The 12,677-nt window shown below is 55.6% G+C and carries 10 protein-coding genes; 4 read left to right on the forward strand and 6 right to left on the reverse strand.

Going from position 1 to position 12,677, the window contains the following annotated elements:
* Positions 1 to 28: 28 nt before the first annotated feature.
* On the forward strand, positions 29 to 2,359 hold the full coding sequence (locus M504_RS02655; RefSeq protein WP_052200264.1) for an arylsulfatase: 2,331 nt from the start codon (positions 29 to 31) through the stop codon (positions 2,357 to 2,359).
* A gap of 73 nt (positions 2,360 to 2,432) precedes the next feature.
* Here M504_RS02655 and M504_RS02660 read toward each other — a convergent pair whose 3' ends face one another.
* On the reverse strand, positions 2,433 to 2,741 hold the full coding sequence (locus tag M504_RS02660) for a helix-turn-helix domain-containing protein (protein WP_232296131.1): 309 nt from the start codon (positions 2,739 to 2,741) through the stop codon (positions 2,433 to 2,435).
* Between the two features lie 196 nt (positions 2,742 to 2,937).
* Here M504_RS02660 and M504_RS02665 point away from each other — a divergent pair, with 196 nt between their 5' ends.
* Positions 2,938 to 3,759: an oxidoreductase gene (locus tag M504_RS02665; protein WP_047487657.1), complete on the forward strand. Its 822-nt coding sequence runs from the start codon at positions 2,938 to 2,940 to the stop codon at positions 3,757 to 3,759.
* A 356-nt stretch (positions 3,760 to 4,115) separates the two neighbouring features.
* Here the strand turns inward: M504_RS02665 and M504_RS02670 are convergent, their stop codons facing one another.
* From M504_RS02670 to M504_RS02680, 3 genes are all read right to left on the reverse strand, one after another.
* Complete coding sequence (locus M504_RS02670) at positions 4,116 to 4,688, reverse strand: LemA family protein (RefSeq protein WP_047487660.1); 573 nt, start codon at positions 4,686 to 4,688, stop codon at positions 4,116 to 4,118.
* Between the two features lie 158 nt (positions 4,689 to 4,846).
* On the reverse strand, positions 4,847 to 5,698 hold the full coding sequence (locus M504_RS02675; protein WP_047487662.1) for a YgcG family protein: 852 nt from the start codon (positions 5,696 to 5,698) through the stop codon (positions 4,847 to 4,849).
* Positions 5,699 to 5,798: 100 nt separating this feature from the next.
* A complete protein-coding gene (locus M504_RS02680; protein WP_047487664.1) occupies positions 5,799 to 6,311 on the reverse strand; it encodes a DUF4142 domain-containing protein in 513 nt (170 codons plus the stop codon).
* Between the two features lie 146 nt (positions 6,312 to 6,457).
* On the opposite strand from M504_RS02680, the gene M504_RS02685 reads away from it, so the two are divergent.
* Positions 6,458 to 8,563, forward strand: coding sequence for an oligopeptidase B (locus M504_RS02685; protein ID WP_047487667.1), 2,106 nt, complete (start codon positions 6,458 to 6,460; stop codon positions 8,561 to 8,563).
* Between the two features lie 19 nt (positions 8,564 to 8,582).
* On the opposite strand, the gene M504_RS02690 is transcribed toward M504_RS02685, so the two are convergent.
* On the reverse strand, positions 8,583 to 10,472 hold the full coding sequence (locus tag M504_RS02690; protein WP_047487670.1) for an ABC transporter ATP-binding protein: 1,890 nt from the start codon (positions 10,470 to 10,472) through the stop codon (positions 8,583 to 8,585).
* Between the two features lie 54 nt (positions 10,473 to 10,526).
* Positions 10,527 to 11,426, reverse strand: a complete 900-nt coding sequence (locus tag M504_RS02695) for an SCO family protein (RefSeq protein ID WP_047493186.1) — start codon at positions 11,424 to 11,426, stop codon at positions 10,527 to 10,529.
* Between the two features lie 73 nt (positions 11,427 to 11,499).
* Between M504_RS02695 and M504_RS02700 the strand changes: the two genes are divergently transcribed.
* Positions 11,500 to 12,675 carry a sugar MFS transporter gene (locus M504_RS02700; protein ID WP_047487673.1) on the forward strand — a complete coding sequence of 392 codons (1,176 nt, stop codon included), beginning with the start codon at positions 11,500 to 11,502 and terminating at the stop codon, positions 12,673 to 12,675.
* Positions 12,676 to 12,677: the final 2 nt, after the last annotated feature.

The following is a 12,677-nucleotide window of genomic DNA, read 5'->3' on the forward strand; positions in this document are numbered from 1 at the left end:
CTAGCGTTTCCGTGAAGGACGGAAACCAATGGCGAAATCGAAGACGAAGGCAAACTCAGATCCTGAACTGGCTGCTGCAGGTACACCCAACATCCTTCCTCGACCTGACTTTCATTTCCCCGGCGAAATTGGCCGCACCTATCTCGATTCCGATCCCGCGCAATTCCCCAAGCCCGTGCAAGCGCCTGAAGGCGCGCCGAACATTCTGCTCATCCTGATTGACGATTGCGGCTTCGGTGAGTTCGGCACCTTCGGCGGGGGAATCCCCTCGCCCACCATGGACCGCCTCGCCGCCGAAGGCCTGCGCTACAACCGCTTCCACACCACCGCTCTTTGCAGTCCTTCCCGCGCAGCGATGATTACCGGCCGCAATCATCACTCCGCTGCCTTTGCCGGCATCACTGAGATTGCCACCGGCTACGACGGCTACACCTGCATCCTGCCAAAGAGTTGCGGCAGTGTTGGCGAGGTCCTTCGCCAGAACGGATACATGACCGCATGGGTCGGCAAGAATCACAACACGCCCACATGGGAGACCAGTGCCGTTGGGCCATTCGATCGCTGGGCCAACGGCCTCGGCTTCGACTACTTCTATGGCTTTAACGCAGGTTCCATGGATCATTGGGAGCCCATACTTTACGAGAACCGCAATCTCGTCCCGCGTTCCACAGATCCCAACTACCACCTCACCGTAGACATCGCGGACAAGTCCATCGCGTGGGTTCAGCAGGCGACAAGCATTGCGCCCACTCGTCCCTTCTTTCTCTATGTTGCTCCGGGTGCCACTCACGCTCCGCACCACGCACCCAAGGAATGGATCGATAAGTTCAAGGGCCAGTTCGATGAGGGCTGGGACAAATACCGTGAACAAACACTCGCGCGCCAAAAGAAACTTGGCGTCGTTCCTAAGGACACCAAACTCACCGAACGCTCCAAAGGTCTTCCTGCATGGGACTCCCTCAATGCCGATCAGAAGCGCCTCTATGCGCACATGATGGAAGTCTTTGCAGCATATGCCGCGCACTGCGACCACGAACTTGGCCGCGTAGTCGACGCCGTAAAGCAACTCCCTGGCGCTGACAACACCTTGATCATCTACATTGCCGGAGACAACGGATCAAGCGCTGAAGGCGGCCTCGAAGGTTCCATCAGCGACAACAAGTTCTTCAACGGCTTCCCTGAAACATGGCAAGACAACATCAAGGTCATCGACGAACTCGGTGGCCCGAAGCATTTCAACCATTCCCCCGCCTCATGGGCACACGCCATGAACGCGCCGTTCCAGTGGACCAAGCAGGTAGCCAGTCACTTCGGTGGCACGCGCAACCCGATGATCGTCTCATGGCCCGCGCGTATCAAAGACAAGGGTGGAGTGCGCTCACACTTCCTCCACATCATCGATATCGTCCCAACCATTTACGAGGTGTGTGGCATCACGCCTCCACGTGAATTGAATGGTGTGCAGCAGCGGCCCATTGAGGGAGTAAGCTTCGTCTCCACCTTTGGCGATGCAAAGGCCGAAGCTGTTCGCAAAACGCAGTACTTCGAACTGGCATGCAATCGCGGTCTCTATCACGACGGATGGATGGCTTCGTCGCCTTCGTTCGTACCCTGGGAGCCAAATCGTGGTGGCTGGGATTTAGACAAAGCTCCGTGGGAGCTCTACAACATCGAAGAGGATTTTTCGCAGGCCAACGACCTGGCTAAAAAGTACCCCGACAAGCTAAGACAATTGCAGGACCTGTGGTGGGTTGAAGCCTCAAAATACAACGTGATGCCGCTTGATTGGCGCGGTACCGTCCGCATGGATGGAGAAGCCATGGGGCGTCCAAGCCTGACCGCCGGACGCAGCAAGATGACCTACTATCCCGGCACCATCGGACTCCCCGATGCCGCATCGCCATCCATGATCAACAAATCGTGGACCATCAGCGCAGATATCGAACTGCTCAACGACAAGACGAGCGGCATGGTCATCACTCACGGTGGATTTGAAGGTGGCTATGGCCTTTACCTTCGCGACAATGTTCCAACCTTTGTCTACAACGTCCTCGTTGATCGTCCGACATTCACAGCAAAGGCTCCGCTCCCCAAAGGCAAAATAAAACTTGTCGTGGATTTCGCTTACGACGGCGGAGGCAAGGGCAAGGGTGGGAAAATCACCATGTCCGCCAACGGAAAGAAAGTAGCCGAAGGTCGCATTGAGAAAACCATCCCGATTCGTTTCACGATGAACGAAGGCCTGGATATAGGTTGCGACATTGGTTCGCCAGTCGACTTCACCTACGAGATGCCCTTCGTCTTCACCGGCAAGATCGAAAAGGTCACCATTGAACTCAAACCCAAGGCAACCGCTTAGAAATCAAGTGACGATGATCTTGCTTTCCTTCTGACGGCGAGTCGCCTATCTCGCCGTTAGCCAACTCTATTTCTTATCTCTTCTTGTCGTACTGGCGTCTTGCCTTCTCGAACTTATCCAGATTCGCGACAGTCCACATCCAGAGCGGGTGAACCTGCTCCAGCATCGCAATACCTAACTGACTAATGGTGTATTCCACCCGCGGAGGCACCTCGGGAAATACAGCCCGTGTCACCAGCCCATCTCGTTCAAGCTGACGCAGTGTCTTCGTGAGCGACTTCTGGCTTACACCTTCAACTCTTTCCATTACGCGAGAAAATCGCATCGGCGCGTCAGCTTCTGCAAGCACGGCCATCGTCCACAATGTCCATTTCTCGGCCATTTGGTTAACGACCTCTCGCGCGACTGAATCCCTCTGTGGTCCTAATTTTTCGCAGGCTGCGTTCGCATATTCCCAATCAATCGCCATTAGTTACCTCAAGGTAAGTATCAGCCAAAAAGGTGCCTTATTGCCATTTGATACTAACCACAGCATACTCGCAGCATGGCGGTTCCAGTCTGCCAGTTAGGAGCAAAGAATGAGCGGTAAAGAGAAACCTGTCGTTCTCGTAACAGGGGCATCCTCGGGTATTGGTAAGGACTTTGCACTGCGACTGCTTCGGGAGGGTTACAGGGTCTATGGCGCGGCCAGGAGAGTGGAACGAATGGCCGACATCGAATCCGCCGGCGGTGTTGCTCTTGAGATGGATGTCACAGACGACGCAGCGATGACGACTGCCATCGACCGCATCATTCGCGACGAAGGACGCATTGACGTTCTCGTCAACAACGCAGGTTACGGGCAGATGGGTGCGTTGGAAGACGTGCCAATGGATGTGGCCAGACGGCAGATGGAAGTCAATCTGATCGGCGTAGCTCGTCTTACACAACTTGTGTTGCCGCACATGCGCGCGCAGAAGTCCGGCAGGATCGTGAACATCTCAACGATTGGCGGAAAGTTTGCGGGACCGTTAGGTGGCTGGTATTACGCGTCGAAGCACGCGCTGGAAGGATATTCCGACACTCTCCGCATGGAGGTTCGGCAGTTCGGCATTGATGTCGTTGTGATCGAACCGGGAGGCATAGAGACGGAATGGGGTCCCATCGCATTTGGTTCGGCGGAACAGTATTCAGGCCAGGGTGCCTATGGTCCGTTGGTGAAGGTGATGATGAACTCGCCAATTTTGAAACGCACGATGCCCCCACCCCAGGTCATCACCGATCTGCTGCTGAAGGCACTCAAGAGCAAGCGTCCACGCGCCCGATATCACGGCGGTTATATGGCGGGCCCCATCCTGTTTTTGAAGTGGCTCCTGCCGGATCAGATGATGGATTGGGTGCTCATGAAAACCATGCAATAAACCGGATCCGATCTCAAGACACGGAAACGGCAAATCTCGACGTGTTCCTTGACACTGTCAAGCCCCCAACCCACCTAATCCCCACAAATCAAAAGAAATAGAGTTGGCATGGTATTTCCGCCAACTCTTTAGAATAGAAACAGGTGAGAAAAGGGCCGTGACAAGCACGGCCCTAACTCGTTTAGAAAGACGATTTTGCCTCTAACTCCAATGGGCAGACGATTTTACAGCCGTCCAAACCCTAAGCCCAATAGAAAGACGATTTTAGAAAAACAGGGGGGAGGGGGGTACCCCTCATCAGGGCAACAGAAAAGGCGAGCCCGCAAGCTCGCCTTCCCTTTAAATCAGCCAACAATTTAGCTACCGAAATCAACCTTCGGAGCCGACTTCGATCCCGGATCAGCCTGATAGTAGGTTGTCTTCGGCTTGAATCCGCCGATGGAAGCCCAAAGGCTGTTCGGGAACACCGCAATGGTGTTGTTGTAGTCCAGAATCGCGTCGTTATAGCGCTTACGCGTCACAGCAATGCGGTTCTCGGTGCCGGACAGTTCATCTTCCAGGCGCATGAACTGCTGGTTGCTCTTCAGGTCCGGATAAGCTTCCTGCATCCGCGTCAACGGCAGAATGGCAGTCGACAGGCGATCGTTCGCCGCCAGCTTCTCGTCCGGCGTACGAGCCTGCAGCAGACCGCTGCGAGCCTCGGCAATCTTGGTCAGAACGTCCGTCTCCACCTTGGCATAGCCCTTCACGCTGGCCACCAGGTTCGGGATCAGGTCAGCTCGCCGCTGGAGATCCACGTCAATGGCGCTGAACGCCGCATCCACCTGGTTGCTCTTCACTGCCATGGAGTTGCGCGCGGAGATATAGCTCATACCTACCAGCCCAACCAGAACCACCAGCACAATGATGCCAATCAGTCCCTTCTTCATCGTTCCCCCGTTTCCTGCTGTTGTACTACCGTCCAATGTCTTTGGCATATCCGTTACCAGCTCCGCGTCTTCTACCAGCTACCGCGTCCTTGCCGTACGAGTCACCAACTACCATTCCCTCTGCCAGGAGTGCCAGCTACCATCCCTCTGGCTAGGAGCTACCAGCTACCGCCGGCGCCTCCGCCACCCGAACTTCCACCACCGCCGCCGCTGAAGCCTCCTCCACCGCCACCACCCCAGCCGCCGCCACCGCCGCCCCAACCGGAGTCATCCCCACCCCCACGTCGACCGCCACCAAGCAGGTTGCCCAGGATCATCCCGGTAAGGAACCCTCCTCCTCCACCACCGCCACCATACCGCCCCCCACCCCCACGTCCACCACGCGAAGCCAGAAAGATGAAGAAAAGTATGGCAAGGAAGATAAGAATGCCGGAGAAAGGACTACCGGAACTGCGCTGTCTACGACGATAGTTCTGCACCGGCTGCGGAGTGTTCAGAGTCACACCCGCATCCTTGGCGATCACATCGGAGACTTCACCAACCGCTGTACGCAACGCACCGTTATAGTTCCCCGTCTTCAGGTCAGGAACCATATCGCGGCCAATGTCGCCGGTCTTGCCGTCAGGCAGAATGCCCTCAAGCCCGTACCCAATCTCGAACTGGTACTTGTGGTCATCCACGGCAACGACCAGTACCACCCCGCGGTCCTGCCCCTTCTGCCCCGGCTTCCACTTCGCCAACAACTCATTGGCAAACTCAGCAGATGAAGAAGCGCCTTCGATCTTGTGAATAATCGCAACAAACATCTGCGCATGCGCCTGCGTATCCAGGGCACGCAACTGATCATTCAGGTCAGATTTGGTGGAATCACTCAGAACGCTCGCGTAGTCGTTCACATATGCCGTGGGCATCGGCATGTCCTTAACGGTCTCCGCCACTGCGGGGAAGACCCACCCCAGCAGCACAACCGCAACGACAAAGCCCCAGTACCGCAGGATGCGTCTAGCCATCACGAATGATGATACGCTGCCGCGCAGGAAATGGTTCCCTAAACACGAAGGCGGATGCATCGCGTGCATCCGCCTCACTCTGTCGTTTGAAAAGCGTGGCTTACTGAATGCCCATCTTCCCGGCAATGCCATCAATCATCTTCGTGTGCTCGGCGATCACAGTAGAAGCATGTTCCGTCAGCTTCTTAATATCTGGATTGTTTGTTGCCTGATTTTCCTGCTTCATCTTGTCCAGATCCTGGTGGTGATCCTCAACCATCGACTTCACATAGCTCTTGTCGTATGTCTCACCGGTAAGCATCTTCAGCTTGGCATAGGTTGCATCCTCGCCAATCGAAGGCGATGTCGGCAGAGTCACACCGGCCTTGGCCGCAACCGGTTTCATGCCGTTATACAGCGCACGATGATCGGTAATCATCTTTTGCGCGAACATCTTGACGTCCGGGTTCTTCGTCGTCTTCACGGTCAGTTCGCCCGCTTTGACCTCAGCCAGATTGGCTTCCGCCGCGTCCTTGAGCAAGCTCTTGTCTTGATCGCTAAAGGCCTGCCCGAAAGCTGCCGGTACGGTACATGCAAACAATGCTGCCGAAAGTGCGATCGTCCGAATGTTCATGGTCGTTCTCCTTGCGGTCTGCTTTGTTTGCAGTTCCCGCTTCTACACGCGAGATAGAGTGAATCGCCGCCAAGGCCGTTGCCGCGCCAGACCACGCCATTGTGTCGTATGGAAAGCACAGCCAATGGTTGCGTATCCTGAAAGTGATGAGCAATCTTCTGAACTCCGCCAAGCCGGACGCCAAGCCTCCCGTCGCCACGCGCATCCCGCACCCCACACACATTCACAACACCACGCTCGAAGACGACTACTTCTGGCTACGTGAAAAGGATGCGCCGGAAGTCCGCGAATATCTCGAAGCCGAGAACGCCTACACCGAAGCGGTGATGGCCTCTACGAAGGATCTGCAGAAGACACTCTACGACGAGATGCTTTCGCACATCAAGGAAACGGATACGTCAGTTCCCTATCGCGACGGCAGTCATTACTACTACACGCATACGATCGAAGGCCTTCAGTACCCGATCTATTGCCGCCGAGCCGCGGCCTCCGATCAGAGTTACAACGCAAATGCGGCTGAGGAAGTAATTCTCGACGTCAACAAGCTTGCTGAAGGTCAACCCTTCATGTCTCTCGGTGGACTTGGCATGAGCCCATCCGGCAGCCTGCTGGCCTACACCACAGACAACACCGGCTTTCGCCAGTACACACTGCACATCCGCGATCTGAACACAGGCGAAGACCTGCAAGACACCGCTCAACGCGTGGGTTCCATTGCATGGGCTGCCGATTCAACGACTCTCTTCTACAGCACGGAAGATGAGCAGACCAAACGCCAGGACCGCGTCTTCCGCCACACGCTCGGCGATGCACAATCGAACGATGTTCAGGTCTTTCATGAAGAGGACGAGCGCTTTAACGTCGGCATTGGACGCACACGCGACCGCAAGTATCTCGTTCTGGAATCCGGCTCGCACACCACCAGCGAATGCCGTTTCGTAGACGCATCGCAACCAACAGCGGAATTCGCATTGATCGCACCGCGCATCAACGATCAGGAATACTATCCTGATCATCGCCACGGCTTCTTCTATATCCGCACCAACGACATCGGGAAGAACTTCCGCCTTGTCGTAACGCCAGTAACCACGCCATCGCGCGAACACTGGCAGGAACTGTTGCCGGAAGATAAAGAAGTTCCACTCGAAGACTTCGACGTCTTCCAGAACTTCGCCATTGCATCGGAAACGGTTCTTGGCCTCGATCGCATGCGTGTCTTCCGCTATGACGATGAAAAGCTCGCGAAGAATCCGATCACGGTAGCTTTCCCTGAACCGACTTACTCTGCAGGTCTCAGCGTCAACCGCATCTTTGACGCGACCAGCTTCCGCTACAGCTACACCTCGCTTGTCACACCCGCATCGGTCTACGAGTACAACGTCAACACCAACGAAAGCACGCTGCTGAAACAGCAGGAAGTTCCAGGCGGGTTCGACCGCACGCGTTACGCTGCGGAACGTATCTGGGCCATCGCGACTGATGGTGTAAAGGTTCCTGTCTCACTCGTCTATCGCCGCGACACCTTCCACAAAAACGGCACTAATCCTCTTTACGTCTATGGCTACGGTTCGTATGGATATGCACTCCCCGTAGGTTTTGGATCAAGCCGTCTTTCGTTATTGGACCGCGGCATCGTGATGGCATACGCACACATCCGCGGCGGCGGCGACCTCGGCGACACATGGCACGACGCTGGCAAGATGATGCATAAGCGCAACACCTTCACCGATTTCATCGTGTGCACTGAACATCTCGTCGCCGAAGGCTACGGCGCAAGCGACAAGGTCATCATTGAAGGTGGCAGCGCAGGTGGTCTATTGATGGGTGCCGTTGCCAACCTGCGGCCTGACCTCTTCCGCATCGTGTTATCTCATGTGCCCTTCGTCGACGTGATGAACACGATGCTCGATGCATCACTGCCGCTTACTGTTGGTGAATACGAAGAGTGGGGCAATCCCAACGAGCCCGAAGCCTTCAGTTACATGCGCAGCTACTCGCCATACGACAATCTGGCCGCAGGCGCATATCCCGCAACACTGATCAAGACCAGCTTGAATGATTCGCAGGTAATGTATTGGGAGCCAGCGAAGTTCACGGCAAAGCTGCGCACCTTGAAGACAAACAACGATGCTCCGTTGCTGCTTCACATCAACATGGATGCGGGCCACGGCGGAGCATCTGGTCGCTACGATTACCTGAAAGAAACCGCGATGGATTACGCATTCATCCTGCGCGAACTCGCCATCGACTAATGAGTGAAGCCTGTGCTGGTTACTCTACCGGCACAGGCTCTTCACCGGGTGCAAGAAACAGATTTTGTTCCAGACCGTGTTGACGGTCGTATAGCTCGCGATAACGTCCGTGCAGCAGATACAGCTCTGCATGTGTTCCGCGCTCCACAATCCTTCCCGCTTCAATCACAAGAATCTGATTCGCATTGCGAATCGTACTCAGACGATGTGCGATCACAAATGTCGTACGTCCCTGCATCAGGTGATTTAGACCCTGCTGAATCATTGCTTCGCTCTCAGAGTCCAGTGAGCTTGTCGCCTCATCCAGAATCAGAATGCGAGGATCCGCAAGGATCGCACGCGCAATCGAAAGGCGCTGCCGTTGACCACCGGACAACTTCACGCCACGCTCACCCACGATCGTCTCGTAGCCCTCGGCGAAGTTCTCTGCAAACTCATCAACACGTGCAATGCGGCAAGCCTCTAAAAACTCTTCCTCAGTAGCCTCGGGCCGCGAGAACTTCACGTTGTCGCGGATCGTTCCATCGAACAGGAAGGTCTCCTGCAGCACCACGCCTAACTGCGAACGGAAGCTATCCAGGCGCACCGTTGACAGATCCACTCCGTCCACCAGCACCTGTCCGGTCGTCGCATCGTGGAAAGCACACACCAACGAGATGATGGTCGATTTACCAGAGCCCGACGATCCTACCAACGCCGTTACCGAACCAGGTTCCGCTTCAAACGTGATGCCATGCAACACTTCCTTGCCCGGTTCATATTCAAAATGAACATCCTGAAAGATCACGTCGCCGGTAATGGTGGCAAGCTCTACGGATCGTCGCGGCGCTGCGTCTTCATCGTGCTCATTCATGATCTCGGCGGTACGATCAAGACCCGCCAGCGCCTCTGTGAGCTGCGTGCCGATGTTCACCATGCTCATCAGCGGAGCGATCATGAACGTGAGGAACATGGTGTAAGTAACATAGCCGCCAGTCGTGAGATGTCCTGCGGCAACCTGCCGCGCGCCCAGGTACATAATCAGCGCACCAACAATACCCATCATCACCTGCGATGTAAGAGCCATCACCGATTGCGCGGTCAGCGAACTGATCACATTCTTCAGCAGACGCTCCGCGCCCGCAGCAAATACTTTCGCTTCTGCTGCTTCAGCGTGATACCCCTTCACCACGCGTACACCGCCAAGCGATTCCGTCAACCTTCCCGTGACCTCTGCGTTGATAGCGCCGCGTTCGCGGAAGATGGGACGAATCACCTTGAATGCGCGGAAGATGACAAGTCCAAACATGCCAAGAATAGCGAAACTCAACAACGTCATGCCAGTGGACAACCGCATCAGGTAAATGAAGGAAAGACTCGCCGTCAGCAGTGCACCCACGAAGTCAACAAGACCGGTGCCAATAATGTTGCGCACGCCCTCCACGTCCGTCATGATGCGCGCAACCAGAGTGCCTGAGCGGTTCTCGTCGTAGTACTTCACAGGAAGTTTGCCGATGTGGGCCTGCACCCTCACCCGCATCTCTGCAATCAGCTTCTGGCCTTCCTTCGACAGCATCTGCGTCAACGCATACGTCGTTATGCCCTGCAGAATCGTTGCGCCCGCAACTGCTGCAACGATCTTCGGCAAAAGAGACATCTCATGCTGCCGCATCACGTTATCGATAAGAAAGCGCGTCGAAGCAGGTAGAACCAATCCACATACGCGATTGATGATGAGCACAAAAAAGCTGAAGATCAGCAGCGGAAGCCGCGGCTTCACCAGCTTCATCACCTCCGGCATCACACGCTTCATCGGAGGAAGCTTCTTTTTCTTCGTCATCTCCGCAGAGATGGTGCGCGAAGGATTCCTTGCCGTGCGTTCCGCATTGTGAAGATGTCTTCCGCCACCCAGCGATCCCATAGAACCCATGTGCGTGTGCCCCTCCCTCATGGGCGTCGTTGCGACCGTTGCAACAGAAGCGCGTTACTTCGCGGTAAGCGCCTTCATCTTTGCGTAGACATCCGCAGGATCCCACTCGTTGCCGGGAAACCACTCTGAGATATGTCCATCGCGATCGATCAAAATGGTCGAAAGCGAATGCGTCAGGCTGCCATTGCTCTCCGGCGTTGCTCCCACGTTGAAGAACTGCTCCATCGCCTTCAGCGCTTTGTCATCCTTCGGGCGAACGAACTGCCAGTGTGAAAAATCATTGCTGCCAACATAGTTCTTCCCATACGCACGCAACACACTTGCTGTATCAAACGCAGGATCAAACGATGCGGAAACAAAGTCAGCGTGGTCACGCACCGCAGCATCGTTCTGCATCATGCCTCGAATCGCCTGGAAATTGCGGCTCATCTTCGGGCAGTAATCCCCAATGGGGCAGCGCGTATAGATGAACGTCAGCAAAACCGCTTCGCCCTTCAGCGAAGCGAATCGGAACGTCTTCCCATCCTGATCTGTCATTTCAAAATCAGGGATCGCATCGCCCTTCGTGGGAACGTGATAGTTCGCCGTCGGAGTTACATCAAGATGCTTCTGCGCCAGGATGGCAATCTCATTCAACCGTGTGTGGTGATACACACCGTCAGAGTCCTTTTCCGTCAACAGCCGCGCACGGATAATGTCGCCAGGATGAAACTCCTTAGCCATCTCAGGACGTTCCAACTTATATGGCATGGTCATGGCTTCCATAAAGCCGGGAATGGCTTCATGCTGCAACGTAAGCTCGCCCTTTTGCAGATCCGCTGCCAGCACGGTGCCCTTAATGGTAAAGGCCTGCGTCGTGCTACCCAGTCGCTCCGTTGACTTACCGCAGCCCGCCAGCCCAGCAACAGCCATCAGCACAACGGCAAATACAGCATTCCTGAAAAACCACTTCATACCATCCATGATACGTTGCGAAAGGTAACAGGCAGTTGAGCGCCGCCACGGCGACAGCCAGCCAGGAGGAACCATGCCCGCATTACAGGCTGCGCCGGCCGGGCGCACATCTGAGCCTGCTCTTTCACTTTTTCATGCGGCCATGCTGCTCTCTGGATTCGGCACCGTCTTTCTCGGCCCTGTTCTTCCAGCGCTCGCAGCCAGTGCCCACGCCACCGACTCCGGCAGCGGCCTCTTTTTCACCGCGCAGTTCATCGGCGCATTTTTCGGCGGCATCACCACATCGCATCGTCTGTACTACTGCCTGGTTCGCGGATTGTCCGCTGCAGCCGCTGGCTTTCTGTTCCTCGCAATTTCCGTCGGGCTACATGCGGGCCTGCTTTGGGATGTGGCAGCACTCCTCCCGCTTGGCTTCGGTGTAGGACAGATGCTTACATCCGTAAACCTGCTGGCAGCGCAGCGTTTTCAGGAGCAACGAAGCTCCGCACTGGCCCTCATCAATTTCACGTGGAGTCTTGGCGCAGTCACCGCTCCTTTTCTCCTGGGGAGCATCCTGTCGTGGATATCGCTATCCGTTGTTCTTGGCGCCGTTACCGCACTCTTCGCCATTGTGCTTACCTGGGCAACGTGGTCTGTTCGCGGCAATCTATTGCAAGAGCAACAACAGACCACGCATACAGAAAGCCATCTTCCTCGCACCGCATTTCTCTCCTTCGCCACGATGCTTCTTCTTTACGGCGGCGTGGAAACATGCCTGAGCGGATGGATCACCACGTTCGGCACACGCTACGGCAATGCCACTCTCCGCATCAGCACATTAGGTGCAACGGCACTCTGGATTGGGATTACAAGCGGCCGCGCGCTCACCCCCTTACTACTGAAATTTCTTCGTGAACGCATCTTCCTTATCGCAACCTTAAGCGCTGCGACGATCATCGTTGCGCTGTTAAGCCGTTCCAGCGGAGCAATAACGATCGCGCTCCTGGCCGCACTTCTTGGGCTGTCTCTTGCAGCATGGTTTCCGCTGGTCCTCTCCGCCATGATCGGCCGCGGAGCCTCGGCGCGTGAAACCGGCATCATCATCGCACTCTCCGGAATTGGCGCGGCCATTTTGCCTCTCCTGCTGGGCATGGTTTCGCGCAGCACCGGATCGCTGCGCACAGCCCTGGCCGTTCCGCTCACAGGACTACTCCTGCTGATTCTGTTGGCGGTATTTACCCGGTCTTCCACATCGGCAAAAAGCGTATAAAA

Source organism: Terriglobus sp. TAA 43, from assembly GCF_000800015.1.
In the GTDB taxonomy this organism is placed as follows: Bacteria; Acidobacteriota; Terriglobia; order Terriglobales; family Acidobacteriaceae; genus Terriglobus.